The sequence below is a fragment of the Seohaeicola sp. 4SK31 genome, from assembly GCF_028802875.1.
In the GTDB taxonomy this organism is placed as follows: domain Bacteria; phylum Pseudomonadota; class Alphaproteobacteria; order Rhodobacterales; family Rhodobacteraceae; genus Seohaeicola.
This window is the reverse complement of sequence record NZ_JARAMP010000030.1, coordinates 1-20,775: the sequence shown is the minus strand read 5'-3', so window position 1 is coordinate 20,775 and position 20,775 is coordinate 1. Positions and strand designations below refer to the sequence as shown.

Sequence of the window (20,775 nt, the reverse complement as noted above, 5' to 3'; positions counted from 1 at the left end):
TCGGGTTACTGGTCATTTCACGATGACTTTCGTGCCAACCGCGACCTTGTCGAACAGTTCGATCACATCTGCATTGGTCAGACGGAAACACCCCGACGTCTCGAACCCACCCACGGTCTCGGCACTGTTGGTGCCATGGATGCGATAGAGCGTGTCGCGCCCGCCGTTGTAGAGATAGATCGCCCGCGCCCCGAGCGGGTTGTAGGGGCCGGCGGGCACGAAGGTCGGCAATGACGGATCACGCTGCCGCATTTCGGCGGGCGGGCGCCAGTCTGGCCATTGCGCCTTGCGCCCGACGGTCGTGGTTCCGGTCCAGACGAAACCATCACGGCCGACGCTGATATCGTAGCGGGCCGCCTGATTGTTCCCCATGACGACATGCAGGCTGCGCTCGGCATTCGAGATGATGATGGTTCCGGGCTTTTCATTGCTTTCGAAGCGGACGATCTGGCGCGAGGTCGGACCATGATCGCGCGGCACGCGCTTCAGTTCGGCCAAAGCGGCACCGGGGGTCATGGCCAGCAGGGCCAGACCGGACAGGACAAGACGGCGGGTCGGATGATCGGTCATGCGGTCACCGCCTTTTCGGCCAGAAGCGATCCGTTGACGTATTTCGTCACGGCCTTCAGAAACTTGGACGAGGCATTCACATCGCTGAGGGTGACCCCGCGATCCATAGCCTCGGCCATGAGGTCATATTCGTCGGGCAGATAGTCGAAGGGCGTATCGCCGAACAACTGTTTCAGCTTGGCCTTGTTGATGCGGTCGCCGCCGAACAGGCTGCGCTTGCGCTTGTTGATCAGGACGGTCACCGGCTTCTTGCCGCCGGGCAATTCGCGGATGGTCTCCAGCAGGTCCATCGTGTGCTTGATCGAGGGCAGGTTCATCTCGCATACGATCGTGACGGTGTTGACGCCTGACAGGACATCCTGCCGCCAATCCGTCTCGTAATAGGGGATATCCAGAACCGTATGCGCGTGCTGGACCGTCACCACGTCCAGCATCCGCAGCACCAGTTCATAGCAGTTCAGGCTTGTCACCACCTCACGGCGCTTGAAGGAATAGACGATCATGCCGTGTTCATGCTTTTGCTGCAGCAGGTTCACGAACTCGCTGTCGATCCGGCTGGGGTTCGAGATCACGCTGTCCAGATTGAAGCCGGATGTCAGGTTCAGAAGATAGCCACAGGACCCGGTCGAGAAATCCAGATCGAACAGGGCGACCGATCCGTTCGACTTGTCCTTTCCGATCTTGCGGGCCAGAATCTCTGACATCGCCACGGCCACCGTCGTCGCACCCGCGCCGCCCACGGCCGAGATTACCGCATGGACCCGCGTGCTGGATTGTTTCGAGGTGCGGATCCCGCTCTGGATCGAGTTCAGGAATTCCCCGAACACCACAGGTTTGCGCAGCCAGTCATGGACCTTCAGCTTGAGCAGCTTGCGCACCTGCGCGTCATCCAGCGCCTCGGACACGACCACGATGGGCACGTCTCCATAGTGCCCGCGGATCGAAGAGAGCATTTCAAGCTCGGACGCGCTGACCGTGGCGATATCGACCACGACGATATCGGGCACAAAGGCCCCCGGCGCGCGCATCATCTCTTCGAAGGTGGTCACTTCGCGTTGAAAGTGGGACATCATCTCAAGATGATCCGAGATGGCGGCGAATTCCGGCTGGCCCGTATCAAGGACCAGAACCATGTTCTTGCGCATCTTGGTACGCATCGGGAGGATATCGTTTTCAATCATATTCATATCGTGTCCGACAGATCTTCGCTGGTGATGGTCACGGGATGGGCCGGAATCGTGATGTTCTCGAGCCCCAGAAGCGCGCCAAGGAAAAAGAAATCGAAGTTGAGATTGCGCGACTCGATCGTGATCGACACCACGGGTCCGGAGGGGCGCCCCACATAGCCGAGGCCCGAACGGTAATAGGTCACCTGCACATTGTCCGTCGTGATCAGGCCGTTCAGGTCGCACATGCCAAGCCGTGTGCCCTCAGCCGAGGGATCACAGATGCCGTCGCTGCCAAGGACAACACGGTTCAGACCCGCCTCGTTGAGGTCAAGCCCCTGCGTGCATCCGTCCGACGTGCACACGACCGGCGCGATGGTGCCCAGAACCGGCCCCCCCTCGGTCGCCGGATAATCCGACTCGAAATGGCTGGCCAGATCGACGGCCAGCGGGTCGGATACGGCCAGCATCCGGGCCCCGTATTGCATCGCCTTGACCGTCTGGTTCCATTGCACCATGGCCACACCGAACTCGACGAAGGTCGCGAAGGTCAGAAGGATGATGGGAAAGACAATCAAGCCTTCGACAAGTGTCGCGCCATCCTCGTTGCGGCGAAAGGAGATCGCGCGCCTTACCATCCGATATACCTCTGCTGATGGGTGTAACTGAAGTCGAACGCCTCGATCTGCAACAGCCGCATCAAGGGCGATCCGGTATAGGTATGGGTGCCCGTCACCGTCACAAGATCGTCCCTGTCCGGACTGCTGGGGGGCAGCGCCGGTTCGATCTCCAACCCCGCCGCATCGGTCCATCCCACGACCCGCGGCGCGCCAGTCCCGGCGGGGTTGCCGTAGAAGGCAAGATTGCGGGCGATGGCCTGACTGCAGGTGTCAAAGGGCGCGACACCCCGGCAGCGTGACCAGTACCGCGCGGCATCACGCACACCGACCTGCACCTGATGGCGCTGCCAGAACACATTGCCGAATTCCAGGATGCCCACCGCGAAGATCGTGACGACCGGCACGACGATCAGCGTCTCGGTCAGCAGCGCGCCTTGGGTGCCCGCAACAAAGCTGCGTCCCCAGCGCCAAAACCCACTGATCTTCCCCTGTCGCATCGGCAATCGCAAACCTCAAATCCATCAGTGCCGCTGACAATGCGCCGGCAGCCATGACATTCCCCTGTCAACCGTTTCCGGGTCTGTTCGGCAGGGTCATCCCGAGGGACAGCCCTGCCACCGGCTCAATTCCTTACGACGATCGTCGTGTTCGAGGCACCGGGTGGAAACGGGTTGATCGTATGAATGGCGGTGTTGGCCTCGGGTGCGTTGCCCGCCCCCAAGGTCACAGAATCGCGGTGGTTCATGTAATCGGCGCAGCCGGACAGGCTGCTGGCCAGAATGGCACAGGCCAACAGCTTATTTTTTCTCGACAAGCGCATCGTCAAACTCCAGATCAATCATGTGGCCATAGGGACCGACGACGCCGGTGCCATCGACAAAGGACCGGATCATGTCCTTGTTGACTTCAAGCATCCCCAGCAGGAACAGCTCCACGTCATTCGAGGAGCGCGCGCCATCCAGCGGCGAGACCAGCGGCTCGTTCTGCGAGCTTGGGCGCACCAGACGCGGGGTCACAAGGATCACCAGATCGGTTTCCTGTTTCTGGAAGGCGGTGGAGCGGAACAGCGTGCCCAGAACCGGGATCTGTCCGATCCACGGCACCTGTTGCACGTTGCGTTCGTTATCCACTTGCAGCAGGCCCGCGATGGCAAAGCTCTGACCGTCACGCAGCGTGACCGTCGTGTCGGCCTTGCGCGAGATGAACGAGGGTTGGCCGTTCACCGTCACCGATGTGTCGATATCGCTGACTTCAGGCCGGATTTCGAGGCTGATCAGCGCATTGTCCAGCACTGTCGGACGGAAGTTCAACCGCACGCCATATTCGCGGTAATCCGTACCTGTCCCGATCGGCACACCGTCCGCGTTCAGGGCCGTGGTCTGGATCGGCACTTCGCCACCCACGACGAAATTCGCCTCGACCCCGTTCGAGGTCACGAGCGTCGGGTTGGCCAGACGGCGGGCGAGCCCCTTGGTTTCCAGCGCGTTGATCACGATGTCGATATCCGCACCGGCCCCCGCCAGCAGGTTGCCGACGAAACTGCCGAAGGGAACGCTGGTGCTGGCGATACCGGTATTCGTCCGGTTGCTGGACAGCTCGACCCCCAATTCGCGGCCGGCTGTGCGGCTGACCTCGAGGATACGCACATCAAGCTGCACCTGCTGCGGATCGGTCACGCGCACCGCGTTCAGAACCGGCTGGTCGCTGAATTGCTCGGCCAGTTCCAGCACGCGCGCCAGAGAGGGGCCGTCGCGCACCTCGCCAGAGACGCGCACGCGGCCATTGATATTGGCAACCGACACATCGGCATTGGGCACCGCGCGGTTGATGGCCTGTTGCAGATCGTTGAAATCCACCCGCACGTTCAGGATCATCACACCCAGCAGGGCCTTGTTGGGCCCGAAGAACGACACGTTCGTCGCCCCGGTGTTGTTCGCCTGCACATAGACGGACGTATCGGTCAGCGGAAACACATCCGCGACGGCCGAATTGCCCACGACGATATCGCTGAAAGCGCGGTCCGTTCGCACTGTCAGGGTGAAGCCCGGTTTCATCATGATCGGTTCGATCACGCTGTCGCCGCCCAGGGCCACCATCCGCTCCTGCGCGTGAAGCGCGGCTGGCAGGGTTGCAAGTCCCAGACAGACGACAAGAGCCGACAGCGCCTGCATGGTCGCATGTCGGGTTCTTTGTCCTATCGGTCTGACGATGCTCAAAATGCTCTTCATGTATGTCCCGCTCCGATGTTGCGGCGCCTTGTGACGCTCTTGATGCCTCTATGATGAAAACCCGCGGCCATCATTCTTCCGCGGGCTTGAGTGTTTCGACTGTGTATTCCTGGCGCTGCCCGTTGCGGGCCACGCCGATGGTGACGAAGGACGGGGCCGCTTGCGGCACTTCGACCACACGCTCCACGATCACTTCCTTTTCGACCACCTGCGGCTCTGACGCGCGCACGGTGGTCAGGTTCTCTTCGACCGAGGCCAGGCGCCCGGTCACATCCGTCCCCATGTTGCGGATCATCTCTTCCAGCGCGGCCAGACGGTCGGTCTGTTGCGAGGTCTGCTGCTCCTGCGCCAGACGCTCGGCTTCGGCCTGCTGGGCCGCCAGCGCCGCCGAAGCAGAGGTGATGCTCAACTCGCTCACGGTCATGCGGCTGGGTTCTTCAACCTCGGCGCCCACGACATTCCGCAGCGCAAGGGACAGCGTCCCGATGGTCGCGCCAAGGGTCAGTTTCTGCGCCTCTTCGGTCGTCACTTCGAATGTCACGGTCCGCACGACGCTGGGCTGGTCGCGGGTGTCGTCGGCGGTCTGGTCGATGGCGACCACGCGCACGCCTTGCAGCAGGACATCGACGAAAGCCTGACTGCGGTCATTTCCATCGGTGCGGGTCAACATCACGTCCACGCGGTCGCCGGGCAGCACGAAACCGGCCACGCCCAGCACATCGTTCACCGCGATGGAGACGGCCTTCATCCCCGGAGAGATGGCGGTGGACAGTTTGGCGCGCTGTCCGGGATTGGTGATCTTGGCGGTCAGGACGGGTTCGCCCCGCTCCATCGAGGACAGCACGAAGCGCGCGGTATCATCAGTCTCGCCAGCCAGCTGGTCGATCGTGGTGAACGCCCCGGTCGGCAGCGTCTCGCTGGCCCAGGGGATCAGTTCCAGCTTGTCCGCCGTCAAACGTTCCCCAAAGCGCAGAGGGTTCTTGGCGACGACGATTGTGTTCACCGGCTCACCGCGATCAATGCGGGAGGCCTGTTCGATCTGCTGGCGCTGGGTTTCCAGGTAGGATTGTGTGCCAAAGACCGCAGCCACGGCCAGCATCAATGCAATGGCGATACTCAGAAAGGTGGATGCCCGCATGGGAAATGGTCCTATCGTTCTGCCTGTCCGGTCCTATTCCGCGCCAACCATTCTTGATGTGATGTCGTAGAGCGGAAAGTGCCGGGTGGGTAAACCGGAAACCAATTAAACATGACCCTGAAATGAGCCAAATTGGTGACCAGTTTAAATACCATTCCCCGATTTACAAAATATAAACCGGGGAATGCGTTTTATTGCAGGTTAGGCGTTGTCAAAGGGTGACAGTAGATGGATTTAAGGGATGTCGTCCGGGGCAGTGATGTTGGTCGTGATCCAAGTCGCCCATGCTTCGAATGTGGCTTCGATGCTCTCTCCCAAGCCAATGACTGCGAGGACCACTGCACCAGTCAGCAGGCCCAGCAGGACCAGATATTCCGTCAGTGCCAGACCGTCCTCTTCCTTGCGGAACGTCTGCAGCATGGTGATTGCTTTGATGATCATTTTAATTCTCCATTCAGGTTCAAGTGCTTGTGTGTAAAGGCGCTGGCCCCCGCCGCTGCCCGATTTTTGCCATACTCGCGTCACTCTCAACCAGCTTCGGCGTCGTGCTTGCCTTGCTTATGCCCCATTCTTGTCCCGTTCGGGCCGCTTGTGGCAAGCTCTGGTTGATTTCATACCCCACTGGATGATCATTTGTGACGTTTTAGCAGGATTGTTCACAGTTTCGAAAACGTCAACTATCCCAAGGTATAGTCTATTTCACCCGCATTATCCGAAAGTATATGCCATTTTATTGCCATATCCGGCCAGTCGAGAGGCAATGATTCGGAAATAACGCGGCAAAAACGGCAGCGCGAATCTGCAAGGCGTAAGATAAATACAATCAGGGGGTGAAGCTTTCACTTCACCCCCTGTTGAAAAACAGCCGTTTCTTCAGGTTTCACCGCACGAGGTTCGCCTCGTCGCGCACGAACGTGTCCAGCGTGCCGTTGCCGCTGGCGCCGGTGATGTCGATTATCTCGACATCAATTGTTCCGCTGCCACCACCTTCCATTGGATTGACCAGGAAGATACTTGCGAAGGTATTCACCGGGATACCGTTCGGATTTGAACCGGGTCCAAGATACTCGTCGCAATCCAAGATCGCGGCAAACATCACGCGTCTGTCTTGTGTGATCTCGATCGGGGTCACTGGATTGTTGGGATTGCCCGCACCTACGCTATTGTAGCACATGGGCACCCCAGACTCCCGGGAGCCAGTCGTCGAAGCTGTCGGCAGGTTGGGGTTGTTGTCCCCCCAAGACAGATCTTGAATGCCACCGACCCCCGCACCCTGGGCTATTTCATACATATACACATCATAACGCGACGGTTGCCGCCCAGAGAAGGAACTCACGAGGTCGAGGGGCAGGCTAGATTGCGTGTGATTGACACGCCAATACTCGTTAATGTCCCATACTTCGGTTGAACCCACAAACGCCCCCGCAGCGCCCTCACTTGGAGGGTCCATGACAACGTTGTCCGGGAAAGGAAGTGCCCAATCAAGTTCGTCGGTGTCCACGCGCCTTGCAGAACAATAGTTCAGGTTACCGCTACCCGGCGAGGGGTCGACTACATACCCTTTTCGGACATTTGTTGCGGGAGGATATCTCCGAATCTGATTGTTGTTGCTGAACGTGCCTTCGTAAATATCAAAGCGAACGTTGAACCCCTGCGAGATGGAGGTCGCACCGCCGGGTTTTGTATTGACGCGTCGACTGTCATAGCACGTTGGGTTTGTTTCCCCCGCGAACACACTACGTATCGCATTCGCACTGGCGGTTGTGTTGTCATTCGCGCCAATGACTTGCAAAAATCCGAAGTTACCGGGAGACGCCGTGTCTTGTCCCCTTGGGTGCAGCCTGATGAGCCTTCCGTGCAGGTCGCCTCGTTCGAACGCCGTGCCAAAATCAATGTTGTCTTCTTCAAACGGATTGCAGATGAACAAGGGAGTCACATTACACGCCGCCGTGCTGAAGGTTGCTACGGCCTGTGCGGCCACGGGCACGTCTGTCACGTTGTTCACGCCTTCAAAGAACAGGCCAAAGAATGGGCTCAGGTCACGCGACTGCGCGCGGACATAGACGAAGCGCGCCGCGCCCTGATCCGAGTCCTCCTCATTCGTGACGGCGTTGGCGTCCAGATAGGCCTGGGTCAATGGTGTGTCGTCATTCTCGGGCAGGTCCGACAGGAACACCACGGTGAAGGGGCTGTCCAGACCGTCGATCTCGAAAGTCAGCGCGGTCGCGGCCGCCTCGTCGGTGCGGCCCAGAAAACTGACCGTGTTGCTGACATTGCTCATCGCATCCAGCGCCCGGTCGATCGAGTCCACCCCGCCATCCAGTTCCCGTGCTCCCGCGAGCGCCAGCGCATCCGCGGCGGCCTGAAGGTCGGAATGGGCGTTGTTGCCCCGGCTTATGTCGATCACCAGCAGTGACATGCCGATGAAGACCGGCATGAACAGCAATGTCAGGACCAGCGCATAGCCGCTGTCGGATTTGAAGAAACGCATCGCGTCAATCCTTTCGGACCAGTGTCAAAATATGTCTGTGCGGGTGCCAATTCATACGGGAAACGCCGGCCGCTGATCCTGTGCCTGACAGAATGTGCCGGAAAACATCGAAACAGTGCCCCACCGTTTTCACGCTCGACTATGCCGAACCGCGGCTAAGCTGTAAACAAACCAAAAGGTTATAAGGACAACGCCCGCGGCAGCACCGTCAGGATGGCGGCCAGCGCCATCGGCACGCCATAGGGCACTTTTCCGGCCAGGGCGATCTCGGTCAGTCTGGCCCGGACCCGACCCTGTTCCCTGGGAAACCGCCGGCCCCACCACACCGCCCCCAGCATGAGAACCGAGGCCAGCAGCAGAAAGACGACATAGATCGGCAAAAGCGCCCATCCCACCAGAACCCCGAGCGGAAAGTAGAGCTTGACGTCCCCTGCCCCCATCGCGCCGGCAAGCCACATCACGAAACCCAGGGCGAACAACAGGGTCCCGGCCAGAAGATCGGCGGGGATGTCCGCCTCCAGTCCCTGCATCCAGCGCAGCAGCAGCAGCAGGATCACAAGGGCGAGGAAGATCAGAACATCCCGGTTACTGATGCGATAGGTCAGGAAATCACGCCACGCGATCACCGCAAGGAACCCAAGACACAACCAGAGAGTGAGGCTTTCGGCCACAGCCATCACGCCGCCCCCCTGTCGCCCCGAGGCAGCACGCGCAGAATGTGGCGCATGCCCTTAGAGCCCGCGCAGATCGCCCCGTGCCCGGCGCTGATAGTTGGACGAGTTGCGCAGCAATTCGAGGTTGTTCGCCGCATAGGCATTGCTCGGGTCCTGCTCATAGGCGATCAGGAAATGCCGCCGCGCGACCTGAAGGTTGCCGCGCAACAACTGCGAATAGCCATAGTTGTTGTGAAACTCGACCCGGTTGCCGATGATGGGCTGCAACTTGCGATAGGCCATGTCCGCCTGATCAAAACGCCGCAGCATATCCGAGGATGCCGCATATCCCAGCAAGGCCTGCGGATCGTTCGGCGCCACGTCGATGGCGCGCTTGAACAGGGTGCTTGCCTTGCCATAATTCTTGGCACTGAATTGCACTTTTGCGGCGACGATCAACTGATCATCGGGATAGTATTCAACGTTGGACGTGTCCGCAATTGTCGCGGCATTATCCCCGAAGGACGAGAAATCTCCGATACCGCCTTCGGTGCATGCAGCAAGGGCGATCAGGGAAACTATAAAGACAGTGGCTCGCATTTTCGGCACAACTTTCTGCTCATTTGGAGAGGACGATAACTGGCGCGGTGACGTTGTGTAAATATATCCCAAAATCAGACGCTATTTCTTGTGCTGATTATATCACTTATACTTTAGGATAGTATTGATCTTGGATATTCAATTATTCCATTGCGGCTGAACCCAATTACCAGAAATACCAGCGGATCAACCACCATCCGGCGACGCCATGGGCGGCGAGCGTGAACAGATAGGTCGCCAAGGCCAGAGATGCGGTCTGCGTCGACATCGGGGTCTTGGGCTGCTCATCCTCTTGCGGCCGGAAGAAGATCAGCCCACCCAGGCAGACGATCACGATCAGCGACAGGGATTCATGGACAAAGGACAGCGCCGCCGCCCCGGCGGACAGGGCCAGTAGGATATAGACGCCGGTGACCGGGCACAGGGTCAGCAGGATCTGACGCAGGCAGCGCCCCCCATCCAGAGGCAGAAGCGGCAGAAGATTGACGAAGTTCAACGCGGCGATGGTCGATCCCAGCGCGTAAAGAAGATCCGATAGGGTCGGAGCCGCTTCCTTCAATGCGCTTGCCGCGACAAGGGTCGCCACCATGGGCACCAGACTGAAACCGGCTCCCATGATCGAGACGAAGAACTCCTGCGCCTGACTGCGCGTCGGGGTCTTGGAGATCGCGGTTGGCGCGAACAAGGGGGCCAGCCGAAATCTGGCATCCTCATGCCCAAGGATGCGATGTGCCGCGACATGGCCCAGCTCATGCAGCATCAGCGCCAGGACGAGGGCCGATCCGTATTTGAGTTTGAAGATCAGGATCGCGGCCAGACAGAGCAGGATCCAGACCCTGACAGAGCCAAGATCAACCCGGGGAAGTGACGGGCGACCACCGACCGTCACGAACACGCCCTGAATCGTCCGCAGACCCAGACCACAGACCGCTGTCGCCATCAGAAGTTCAAACATGTGCTGCCTCATTGTTTCTTGTTTGAATCGGATTGTGCACAGGATCTCGGGCGGTAATTCGTCTGATTTGCGGCGTTACGGTGGCGAATATTCTTCTTTTGGTTGTAAATTACGCCTGGCCACGGTCCAGAGATCGTCGGATCAGATCATGCGCCGGGGGTCGTTCGTGTCGCGCTCGCGCGTGGTCGAGCGCAGGTCGGTCGCATCGGGCGGGCGCGGCAGAAGGTTCTGATACTGTTCGACCTCGCGCCGTGTCGCCATCCAGACGGTCTCGACGCTGCGCGGCACATGGCGCAGATCCCCATCCGTCATGTCGAACACTTTCTCTTCCAGCGCGCCAAGACGGCTGTGCATCCTGCGCGCACCGAAAGTGGCGGCAGGCCCCGCAAATCCATGCAACCGGTCACGCAGAACCTGTCTTGTTTCGCGGATGCCCTGCCGGATATCCTGAACGGCCACCTGACCGTCAGCGAGGAACTGGTCCAGCAACCGGGCAAGCTGTCGCGGGCCCAGGGTATCGAGCAGCATGCCCAGAATATCCCTGTCCAGCAGAGGCGGTTCCGCCCCCTTGTCGTCGGGATTGTCGGGGCGCAGTTTCTTGACCGGAATGGCGGGATCGCCGCGCAGAACCCGGCGGAGGCCATCCCATTTCAGCGGCTTCATCACGATGTCGTCGATTCCGGCATCCTGATACCGCAGATGCTCATGATCAAAGATATGTGCGGTCAGGGCAACGATCCGGGCCGTTGCCGAGGGTCCCCCCCCGCTGCGGATCTCGGACGTTGCTTGCAGCCCGTTCATCACCGGCATGTTGATATCCATCAGGATCAGATCAAACGCCGTCTGCGCCGCCATCGCGACACCCTCTGCACCGTTGGCTGCCTCGGCGACGCGGTGACCATCGCGTTGCAGCATCTCGCGCAGGATGAACCGGTTGGTGGCATTGTCCTCGACCAGAAGAACGGATGACGGGCGCAGATCCGCCTCGGGGGCCGTATGGGGACCGATCTCGATGGGCTTGTCCACCTGCTTGAGCGACAGGGTGACCCAGAACAGACTGCCCTCGCCCTCGACGCTTTCGGCACCGAGCTTGCCGCCCATCGCCGCGACCAGACGCTTCACGATGCCCAGCCCAAGTCCCGTGCCCTCGGTTCTGTTGGCAGCTGGCTGGTCGGCGCGCACGAAATCCTCGAAGATGCGGTCCATCTCGCCCGCCGGAATTCCGGTTCCGGTATCTGCCACCTGAATCTGGATACTGTGCCGTCCCAGCACGAAACCCTGCGTGTCCGGCTCTGCCGCCACCTCGATCAGGATCTCGCCATTTCGGGTGAACTTGATGGCATTGCTGATCAGGTTGATCAGGATCTGCCGCAAGCGGATCGGGTCGCCGCGGAACCAGCCCAGGGGGTGGGGCGTGGATTCGAACTGAAGCGCGCTGTTCTGCCGGTTGGCCGCGGGCCGCTGGGTCAGCAACACCTCTTCGATCAGCGCATCCAGATCGAAGGGCTGATCCGTCAGTTTGATCCCCATCGACTCGATCTCGGTGAGGTCCAGAACATCATTGATCTGTCCCAGCAACACCTGACCCGAGGATTGCAGCACATCGAGGTATTCCCGATTGCTCTGACCGGGCTTTTGCGCACGCATCAGCTCGATCACGCCAAGGATGCCGGTCAGGGGCGTGCGCATCTCATGGCTCATCACGGCCAGAAAATGCGCCTTGGCCCGTTCCCCGGCGAGGGCCTTGTCGCGAGAACTGCGCAGATCCTTTTCCGCCTCTACCCGATCCGAGATATCCCGTATGAAACAGACGTGGATCAGGGTTTCGGCGCGCGTCGCGGTGCCAAGGGACATCTCGACCGGAAAACTGCGGCCAACAGCATCGCGCCCCATCATCTGCCGGCGTTCGGTCCGACCCGATGACGCGCGGTTCAACGCCATGGTCGTGCCATCGACTTCGCTGATCAGGTCCGCGATAGAACGTCCCTTGGCCACGCTGCTGGACAAGCCGAACATCACTTCGGCGGCACGGTTGAATCCGGTGATCCGTTCGGACGCATCCGTCACGATGATCGCGTCCTGTGACGTGCCCACCACGGTTTCCAGCCGCGCGCCCGCCAGCCGGTTATCCTGCGCCTTGTCTCTGTTGATCAGATAGAGGCGGCGGAAATCCCACACCAGAAGCGCGAGCGACGCCACCAGCGAAATCACAAGGATCACAAGAATACGCAGATCGTTCAGGATCTGGATCTGCACGACACGTGCCCTTGCGTCGATGAGCCCGGTCGCCTCGCGGACGAAGCTGTAGAGAACCGGGGTCATTCCGTCCAATTCTCGATGGATGGCAGACAGGGCCGGTCCCGGATCCGTATTGCTGGCGCGGATCAATGGCACAAGGCTGACCGCTCTGGCCTTGAGATCCTCGAAGCCGGGATTGGCAAGGGTGGCGGCACGCTGCGGATCGGCGCGGATGGTCTGGTCAAGCTGCACGATCTTGTCCAGAAAAACGTCATAGCTCTGGCGCAGACCGGTCACCCCATCGCGCAGGGCCTCGGCTTGGGCGGGGGCCGCATCCGTTGCTGCACGCCGGACGGCCAGTTCGACGTCACGGAAAAGCGGCGGAAGCTCCGAAAGAGACTGTCGCACCGTCTGGATCTGGTCATCGCGCCACTGTGTGATCCGCTGCACCGACATCACGAGGTGCAGCACAAGCACGGCGGCGCAAAGGCTGGCCACGATCACGGCCAGCAGACGCATCAGCCGCGGCCAGGGCCGCTCTGCCGCACCACGCAAGCTGTCCTGATCAATCAAGTTGCCACCTACTGCGCGATCCCGTGCTGGCAGGAAAAACCTCGTGCCAGGATTACATGCCGGCAGAGGTTCTTAAAGAGTTTCTCGGCCGGATTGAATAACAACCTATACGAAAGCACATCTTGTCAAGATCATAGTGACTCCGCCAAACCCAAGATACTGCTACTGAAATTGTGCCAGAGAAACGAATAGACTCGACTTATTGGTGCGTTGGAGTGGAAACTACATAGTACCTAAGGGGGGAATTGAAGTGGGCGCGAGAATACTTATTGCTGACGACCATGATCTGGTTCGCGAGACGCTGTCCTGTTTCATAAATAAAGAGACCGGCGCAGAGGTGACGCAAAGCCGGACACTGGATGAGACCCTCCAACTCATTCGCGACAAGGGCCCCTTCGACCTCGTATTGCTGGATCTGACCATGCCCGGCATGACGATGCCGACGGGGCTGAGCTTGAGCATCGCCGCCAATGCGCCTCATCCGGTCGCCATCCTGACGGGAACCACCTCGAAGGAAATCGAATACAGCAGCATCATGGACGGTGCGGCGGGGTATCTGTCGAAATCGCTGGCCCCCGATGAACTGGTCGCCGCGATCCGCGCCATTCTGGACGGCAACTATACCAAGCTCGAGGATCTGGCCCCGAGGGATTCGGGTGCAGAGCATCCGGTCCGCAAGACACCTGTGCTGACCCAAAGAGAGCGGGATGTGCTGAAGGGGCTTTGCGATGGCAAGACCAACAAGGAAATCGCGAATGACCTCAATGTGCAGGTCGTCACCGTCAAGCTGCATATCAAGACCCTCAGCCGCAAGATCGAGGCGCGCAATCGCACCCATGCGGCGATGCTGGCGCGCGAACTGCATTTGATCTGATGGTATTTTCTGCGCGGTCGGGACAGTCCCGCAGGGCTGCTTGAAAGGCCAGAGGGCCGATCACCATCCTCCCGCGCGGCCGCCCGGCATCTCCCGATACCGGGCGAAGGTCAGCTCAGATCCCGACGGTGCGGTATCCGGCCCCTTCGGTTGCAAGTCGCGCAAAACAGTGCGGTGCGACGGCATGCCCGCCGGTAAAGACCTGATCCCGCGCGGCAATCGCGGCGAGTGCGTCCTTGCGGGTCTGCGTCGCCATGGCCGCGTCCACGTCATAGATCGTGGCCACCTCCGGGTCGGGCAATTGCAAGGCGGAGGAATGGAAGATGTCGCCCACGATCACCACCCCGGTGCCAATCCTGAGGCCGATATGGCCGGGTGTATGGCCGGGCAGGTCCCAGACCGTGACCGAGGGCGCAACTTCCTGCCCCCCGGTCGCGGTCTGGATCCGGTCGGCATAAGCGGCGATCACGCGGGCCGCCGGGGCGTCGCGGTCCTGCCAATGGGCGTGCTCGGCCGGGTGCATCACGACCCGCGCATGCGGATAGACCGGCACGCCGTCCAGCAGCGCGCCGCCGCAATGATCCCCATGCAGATGGGTGAAAACCAGCGTGCCGATGTCGGCGGGCGCCACATCCAACGCCGCCAGCCGTGCGGGCAATTGGCCGCCGGCCGGGCCGAACAGGGTGCCGCAGCCCGTGTCCACCAGCGTCAGACTCTGGCCCTGCCGGATCAGAAAGGCGTTGAACTGCGTGCGGATCGTGCTGTGACCCGCGGCCTGCAGCCTTGTGGCAAGGGTCTGGGCATCAACGGCGGGAAACACCTCGGCCCCGAAATCCGTGCCGCCATCCGTCAGGCAGAACACCTCGGCTTGCGGGGTCTGGAACCGCGCGATCCCGTCCATCATCCGATCCGGTAATTCGGGCTTTCGCGGGTGATCTGCACGTATTGCAAATGGTAATCATTTTGCTGATGCACCTTTTTTTACTAACTATTTTCACTCTTCTGCATCAGCTCGCATCAGTCTTTCGTGCTCAGGCCGCAAATCCACGCTCGTGAAAGGCTGGAGCGACGGCCACCATTCGTCTTCAAGAACCGTCGCGACTTCAAGCACCGGCCTCAGTTTTGCACGCTTGTATAGATCGGTTGTAGGGCTTCCTGCTTCAAAGAGCTGTCGCCTCATCCTGGATGAAATCTCGAAGTGTCCCATTACAGCGCTGATTGCCGCATCACTCACCCTCTCATCGAGCCAATCAGCGAATGTGCGACGGATCGAATACCAGTTCACGTTACCTTGGTCGGTGGGCTCAAAGAGTTTCCGTTTCACTTGGTCAGGTGACCTGCAATCCTTCGCCCGTTCCACCAATCGCTGAATGATCTGGGTCCAGTTTCGCGCTCCCTCTGCAAGGGGCTTACCTCCTTCATGGATTAGGTATCCTTCGCCGTGCGCCGCAATCAGTCTCGCGAGAATGCGTTCCATCGGTCCTGTCACTGGCACGATGGGCGTCCGCTTCAGCCTATTGGTTTCGACGAAGCCATCCCCGAGAAGGTCGATTACCGAAAGATCGAGGCGGACCTTTTTACCAGTCATGTCGGCGACGGCACCGATCCGCCCTCCACATCCAATGTTTAATAGGAAGAGGTCCAGGATGTGTGGGCGCCTGCACGCCTCGATGAGCAACCCCATTTCCTCGAAGGAGATGTAGCGACCCTTCGGGTCTCGATCCTCAGGTTTAGTGACACCCATGATGAAGGGCTTTTTGGGAGGGTTGTGTATCGTCAAACCTTCGCTCTTTGCCAGCGCACAGGCCTCTGTCGCACTACTGACTATGTCCGCGATGGTGTTCGGATGCAGGCGAGGCTTGCCGTCCTGTGTGAGAGTTTTTAGCTTTGCTTTGACGTTGTCGGGTCGGATCTTGCCCTGCTCCATGCCTTCAACGAGGGCGCGAAGTGCAGGCCCCATCTTCGACATTCTGACTTTCCACAAGTGCGGCTTGTAATAAAGATCGAGTCGGTTCTCAAGAAGCCTAAATCTCTCAGGAGCAAGCCTCTTGCGTTTGTCTTGCTCGAAACCGATCCAAATCTCGCCGAAAGTTGGGTCATCTCCACTGTCGGGCCGGATCGTCTCTGTTCGATCCATGATCGTTTTCATCCGCTCGCGAGCGAGCTTCCTCGCCTGCTCGATAGTGGTCGCATGAATGCGTTCAGATTCAGTCTTCTTAGCGTGAGAGTTCCACCACCTCAGGTAGAGGGCGCCCCGGTTCCTGGCGATCGTGAACCGGCCGATTTTCTCAACCTTCTCCATACATCAGTTTCCTCGCGAATTTCGCGCGAGATAGCATCAGCATCAGCCATAGAGCAAGTCGACAACGTCATATTCTGGCGCCCTTGTTCTCCGATATTTCGGAGCAGGAGCCGGCGGCGGCGACTTCGAAGCACTTGTTCGTCTGGCTTCCAGATAGGCGTTAAGATCTGACCGCAAATAGAGGATCTTGCCGTCCCTGACGAACGAGATGTGACCATCCGCACGACGACGCTTCAACGTCTTCACGCTGCACCGCAAGAACTTCGCGGCCTCTGGCTCTGTCATCACCTCGGTCATGAGGAAGAAGTTCGGATCGTCTCCGTATTTCTGGTTGCAGTAAACTGATCACAAAAACGTGATCGTGTTTTGCTCAATCTTTGTTAGATGAGGTAGCCTTGACGACTGTGGTCGTGGAAACGTCCTCATCCTTGTAGCATTCTCTGATCCGACCACTTTTGTGTCCGAGGCAAATGGTTTTCGTCAGATCGGGGGGTGGCGAAGCAACCATTCTCAGCACTATCCACCAAAAGGCTACTTTAGCTCGGAAAGGTTTTCGAAAGCGTTGTGCCGCCAGGTGCCCAAAATGCAGATGCCCTGTCGAGAAAACTGTTGGCGATGCCCCGCTCTGGGGTCTGAAGATTCAGCTCATCTGGCCCAGTGAGCATTGCCACTTATCAAGTTCGTCGTGTCATGATACTGATGCGAACCGTTCGCAATATTCGTCTCATGGAAACAGATCCCATTTCTCATTCACCCCCCCATTGCTGAGGACTCCGTCACGTCTGACACAGACGAAGATCATAGTCCCGACGATGATAGTCGACGACGCGGACATCAAAGCCGTGTCCGGAAGAAGACCCTATCGCAGATTCTCGCGGAGATAGGCCAAGACACCTCACGCGACTTCGTCGCCGTCAGCGACTTGATCAGCCTGCTCGGTGGACGTGGTCGCGCGGCGCTGATCCTGATTTTCGCCTTCCCGAATGTTCTTCCTGCACCGCCGGGTGTCTCAGGTGTGTTGGGTTTGCCGCTGATCTACCTTTCGTTTCAGATGATGCTCGGACGCATGCCGTGGCTACCGCAGATCATCGCAGACCGCTCGGTGCCCAGGGACCGGTTTGCGCAGCTGATTGAACGGCTTGCGCCTTGGCTGGCTCGTGCGGAGCGCTTGCTGCGACCAAGCTGGTCATTTTTTGTAGGGCATCGTGCTGAGTATGTTCTGGGCGCACTCTGCCTTGTCCTCGCTACGGTGCTGGCGCTGCCAATCCCCTTTGGCAACATCCTCCCTGCCTTGTCCATGTGTCTGATCGCGCTCGGCGTGCTTGAGCGCGACGGCGTCTGGGTCACGATAGGTGTAATGCTTGGACTCGCCTCATTGCTTTTGGTGACGGGTGTCGTTTACGCGCTCATCAAGTCAACCATTTTCCTGTTCCTGAATGCCTTCGCCTGACAAGGCGGTTGGACTTACACATCAAGAAAGATGATCAAATGTTACTCGAAATCCTGATTGTTCTTGCTCTGACCCTCGTCAACGGTGTCTTGGCAATGTCTGAGTTGGCGATCGTCTCCTCACGACCTGCACGCCTAAAGGTTCTGGCGGACAATGGCAGCCGCGGTGCCGCCACCGCCACGCGACTCGCTTCTGATCCCGGAAAGTTCCTATCCAGCGTGCAGATCGGCATCACACTCGTGGGAGTGCTGTCTGGTGCGTTCTCTGGTGCTACACTCGGCGTTCGGCTGGCAGATTCACTGGCATCAGCCGGCATGAGCGTAACTTTGGCGCAAACTCTGGGCGTTGGCGGTGTTGTCGTTGCTATCACCTACATGTCGCTGATTTTCGGTGAGCTGGTGCCCAAGCAGATCGCGCTGCGTGCCCCCGAGGCGGTGGCCAGCCGGATCGCGCCACTTTTGAATGTTATCGCCATCGTCGCGGCCCCACTCGTGTGGCTCCTTGATCGTTCCGGGAAGCTCGTTCTGGCGCTTCTTGGCCAGTCCGGTGCGGTGGATCGCAACATGACTGACGAAGAGGTCAAGCTTGTCTTGGCAGAGGCCCAGTCTTCTGGTGTCATGGAGAAGGCCGAGACCGAGATGATTGCTGGTGTTATGCGAATTGCCGACCGGACCGCACGTGGACTGATGGTGCCAAGACGCGAAGTCGAGGTTGTTGACATTAAAGACTCTGCAGCAGCGATTATCAGGAGATTCCGAGACACTGGTCATTCTCGTTTGCCGGTCCGAGATGGTGCACAAGACAACATCATCGGCATTCTGAAATCCCGTGATTTTCTTGAGGCAGACCTATCCAGTTCTGCGCTTGATTTGAGCCCCCTGATCTTCGAGACGCCCATCGTCCGTGATGGAATGGCGGCCCTTGATGTGCTTGAAGCCTTGCGACGATCTCCGGCGCACATGGTGTTTGTCTATGATGAATACGGTCATTTCGAGGGGATCATCACGCCGATGGACGTGCTCGAAGCGATCGCGGGTGATTTCCCGGAAGGAGAAGACGCTGAAGCCAAGATCGCTGTCCGGGACGATGGTAGTTTGTTGGTGGCTGGCTGGATGCCGGTTGACGAGTTCGCAGAGTATATTGACCTGACATTGGCTGATGGACGGGACTACGAAACAGTGGCAGGATTGGTCATCGAGAAAATGGGGGCTTTGCCAGAACTCGGAGATCATTTCGACATCGCGGGATGGCGAATAGAAGTCGTGGACCTCGACGGGCGCCGCATCGACAAGCTCCTGGTCCAGCGTCTCGCCAATATTTGAGTTTGGGTGTATTTGAGGTTGCTCAGGACAGGTCTGTCCGTTGGATGATTGGAACTCGTGTCATTGCTCGCGAACGGCATTGGCTGCACGTCAGGCATCGCGACCATGGAGAATGTGATCAAATCCATCATGGTCCATGAGAAGGTGACACGATTTTTCCCATAGTCGCCGTGCGGGACCCTGAGCGCCGCCAGCGTATGAAAAGATACAGCCTCGGCGCTTGATTTCATCTGATATGGTTTACGATGGCGCTGAGGGTATCCTATGTCGATCAGCGTCTCTGATTCCACCATATACCTTTGGCTCTCGCACAAGCATCGCTCCCCTGGAGTGCAAGCTTGATCGTAGGGGAAGAGTGGAATCGTTGCTGAGACTTTTTCAACTCCACGGCCCGGATTGATAGCGATTCTTTGTTCTGGGAACGCGAGTGGCGGAATTTGAGTGTTCGGCTGCGTCCGAGGCATGGCGGCGTGGACCTGCCATGGCGCGCAAGGCGGCCACGCGGTTCTCGGTTGCAGGGTGGGTCGCGAAGAGACTGTCGTGTTTGTGGGCATGTAGCGGGTTGATGATGAACATATGCGCCGTCCCTGGATTGCGCTCAGCGGCGTGGTTGTCGATCCGCGCAGCCCCCATGGCAATCTTCTCCAAAGCTGACGCCAGCCAGAGCGGCTGACCACAGATCTCGGCTCCGGCCTTGTCCGCCGCATATTCCCGCGTGCGGCTGATGGCCATCTGCACCAACGCTGCCGCCATCGGTGCAAGGACCATCATCAGAAGCGTGCCGAAAAGACCAAGCCGCTCGCGCGATCCGCCAAAGAACAATGCAAAGTTCGCCAGCATCGAGATCGCACCGGCGAAAGTCGCGGTGACGGTCATGATTGCGGTGTCATGGTTGCGGATATGGGCCAACTCATGGGCGATCACACCGGCCAGCTCCTCGCGGGTCAGGTTGCGCATCAAGCCCGTGGTCACGGCGACGGCGGCGTTCGCGGGGTTGCGACCGGTGGCGAAAGCATTCGGCTGCGGCGTGTCGATCAGATAAACCGCAGGCGCAGGAAGACCCGCATTCCGCGCGAGATCCATGGTCAAGGCGTGCAGGCCCATCCGGTCGCCGGGCATCACCGGCTGGGCGTTATGCATCCGCAGGACCATCCGGTCCGAGTTCCACCAGGTAAAGGCGTTCATGGCAGCGGCGACGACCAGCGCGATGAGCGCGCCCCCCGCGCCACCGATCAGGTAGCCGACACCCATAAAGAGCGCGGTCATCGCCGCCATCAGCATCGCTGTCTTTACATAGCCCATCTTTGTCTCCCTGGCGTCTCTCAGAGATCATGTAGAGAATATGGAGAGGCTTCAAATTGATGCAAGGAGGAGCCGACAACGGAAGCCCCTCAAAGCCTTTTCAAACCATTGTCGAGTTTAGATTGACTAAGGCGATCAAATAGCCGGTTCAAACCAGCCCGCGCGTGACGACCGCGATCAGCGCGGTCAGGCCCAGAAGCAGGCTGATGAATCCGAAGGTGCGGCGACGGTCCTGCCGGGCCGCCAGAACCCCGCCATAGTCGAACCGTTCATAGACGACATTCCGCATCGGC

The 20,775-nt window shown here is 59.2% G+C and carries 20 protein-coding genes; 3 read left to right on the top strand and 17 right to left on the bottom strand.

The window, feature by feature from the left end; genetic code table 11:
- Positions 1-12 precede the first annotated feature (12 nt).
- The 13 genes from PVW27_RS18725 to PVW27_RS18665 all read right to left on the bottom strand — a co-directional run bounded on the left by PVW27_RS18725 (position 13) and on the right by PVW27_RS18665 (position 13,232).
- The gene (locus tag PVW27_RS18725) at positions 13-570 is read right to left on the bottom strand and encodes a L,D-transpeptidase (RefSeq protein WP_274560350.1); all 558 of its coding nucleotides are present in this window, start codon (positions 568-570) and stop codon (positions 13-15) included.
- Positions 567-1,727 (bottom strand): response regulator, encoded by a 1,161-nt coding sequence (locus PVW27_RS18720; RefSeq protein WP_274560348.1) that lies wholly within the window; start codon positions 1,725-1,727, stop codon positions 567-569. The genes PVW27_RS18725 and PVW27_RS18720 overlap by 4 nt, the downstream gene beginning before the upstream one ends.
- A 26-nt stretch (positions 1,728-1,753) precedes the next feature.
- A complete protein-coding gene (locus PVW27_RS18715; protein WP_274560347.1) occupies positions 1,754-2,374 on the bottom strand; it encodes a TadE/TadG family type IV pilus assembly protein in 621 nt (206 codons plus the stop codon).
- On the bottom strand, positions 2,368-2,853 hold the full coding sequence (locus PVW27_RS18710) for a TadE/TadG family type IV pilus assembly protein (RefSeq protein WP_274560345.1): 486 nt from the start codon (positions 2,851-2,853) through the stop codon (positions 2,368-2,370). Before PVW27_RS18710 ends, PVW27_RS18715 begins: the two co-directional genes overlap by 7 nt.
- A gap of 125 nt (positions 2,854-2,978) precedes the next feature.
- Positions 2,979-3,170, bottom strand: coding sequence for a hypothetical protein (locus PVW27_RS18705; RefSeq protein ID WP_274560343.1), 192 nt, complete (start codon positions 3,168-3,170; stop codon positions 2,979-2,981).
- Positions 3,154-4,527, bottom strand: a complete 1,374-nt coding sequence (locus tag PVW27_RS18700; protein WP_274560341.1) for a type II and III secretion system protein family protein — start codon at positions 4,525-4,527, stop codon at positions 3,154-3,156. Before PVW27_RS18700 ends, PVW27_RS18705 begins: the two co-directional genes overlap by 17 nt.
- A 127-nt stretch (positions 4,528-4,654) precedes the next feature.
- Positions 4,655-5,722 (bottom strand): Flp pilus assembly protein CpaB, encoded by a 1,068-nt coding sequence (gene cpaB / locus PVW27_RS18695; protein WP_274560339.1) that lies wholly within the window; start codon positions 5,720-5,722, stop codon positions 4,655-4,657.
- Between the two features lie 234 nt (positions 5,723-5,956).
- Positions 5,957-6,163 carry a Flp family type IVb pilin gene (locus tag PVW27_RS18690; RefSeq protein WP_274560337.1) on the bottom strand — a complete coding sequence of 69 codons (207 nt, stop codon included), beginning with the start codon at positions 6,161-6,163 and terminating at the stop codon, positions 5,957-5,959.
- Positions 6,164-6,602: 439 nt separating this feature from the next.
- Entirely contained in the window at positions 6,603-8,213 is a 1,611-nt protein-coding gene (locus PVW27_RS18685) for a pilus assembly protein TadG-related protein (protein ID WP_274560335.1), read from the bottom strand.
- A gap of 179 nt (positions 8,214-8,392) precedes the next feature.
- Complete coding sequence (locus PVW27_RS18680) at positions 8,393-8,890, bottom strand: A24 family peptidase (RefSeq protein ID WP_274560332.1); 498 nt, start codon at positions 8,888-8,890, stop codon at positions 8,393-8,395.
- Between the two features lie 54 nt (positions 8,891-8,944).
- Positions 8,945-9,466 carry a hypothetical protein gene (locus PVW27_RS18675; RefSeq protein ID WP_274560331.1) on the bottom strand — a complete coding sequence of 174 codons (522 nt, stop codon included), beginning with the start codon at positions 9,464-9,466 and terminating at the stop codon, positions 8,945-8,947.
- Between the two features lie 166 nt (positions 9,467-9,632).
- Positions 9,633-10,421: a hypothetical protein gene (locus tag PVW27_RS18670; protein ID WP_274560329.1), complete on the bottom strand. Its 789-nt coding sequence runs from the start codon at positions 10,419-10,421 to the stop codon at positions 9,633-9,635.
- Between the two features lie 141 nt (positions 10,422-10,562).
- Entirely contained in the window at positions 10,563-13,232 is a 2,670-nt protein-coding gene (locus PVW27_RS18665; protein ID WP_274560327.1) for an ATP-binding protein, read from the bottom strand.
- Between the two features lie 250 nt (positions 13,233-13,482).
- Between PVW27_RS18665 and PVW27_RS18660 the strand changes: the two genes are divergently transcribed.
- The gene (locus PVW27_RS18660; protein WP_274560326.1) at positions 13,483-14,106 is read left to right on the top strand and encodes a response regulator transcription factor; all 624 of its coding nucleotides are present in this window, start codon (positions 13,483-13,485) and stop codon (positions 14,104-14,106) included.
- Between the two features lie 115 nt (positions 14,107-14,221).
- Here the strand turns inward: PVW27_RS18660 and PVW27_RS18655 are convergent, their stop codons facing one another.
- From PVW27_RS18655 to PVW27_RS21605, 3 genes are all read right to left on the bottom strand, one after another.
- On the bottom strand, positions 14,222-15,010 hold the full coding sequence (locus PVW27_RS18655; RefSeq protein ID WP_274560324.1) for an MBL fold metallo-hydrolase: 789 nt from the start codon (positions 15,008-15,010) through the stop codon (positions 14,222-14,224).
- Between the two features lie 90 nt (positions 15,011-15,100).
- Positions 15,101-16,408 (bottom strand): hypothetical protein, encoded by a 1,308-nt coding sequence (locus PVW27_RS18650; protein ID WP_274560322.1) that lies wholly within the window; start codon positions 16,406-16,408, stop codon positions 15,101-15,103.
- A 42-nt stretch (positions 16,409-16,450) separates the two neighbouring features.
- Complete coding sequence (locus PVW27_RS21605; protein ID WP_432762103.1) at positions 16,451-16,693, bottom strand: helix-turn-helix domain-containing protein; 243 nt, start codon at positions 16,691-16,693, stop codon at positions 16,451-16,453.
- 430 nt (positions 16,694-17,123) lie between these two features.
- Between PVW27_RS21605 and PVW27_RS18645 the strand changes: the two genes are divergently transcribed.
- Positions 17,124-17,858 (top strand): exopolysaccharide biosynthesis protein, encoded by a 735-nt coding sequence (locus PVW27_RS18645; RefSeq protein ID WP_338019968.1) that lies wholly within the window; start codon positions 17,124-17,126, stop codon positions 17,856-17,858.
- A 38-nt stretch (positions 17,859-17,896) separates the two neighbouring features.
- Positions 17,897-19,180, top strand: coding sequence for a hemolysin family protein (locus PVW27_RS18640; RefSeq protein ID WP_274560320.1), 1,284 nt, complete (start codon positions 17,897-17,899; stop codon positions 19,178-19,180).
- A gap of 378 nt (positions 19,181-19,558) precedes the next feature.
- Here the strand turns inward: PVW27_RS18640 and htpX are convergent, their stop codons facing one another.
- Entirely contained in the window at positions 19,559-20,482 is a 924-nt protein-coding gene (gene htpX, locus PVW27_RS18635; RefSeq protein WP_274560318.1) for a zinc metalloprotease HtpX, read from the bottom strand.
- Positions 20,483-20,775 lie beyond the last annotated feature (293 nt).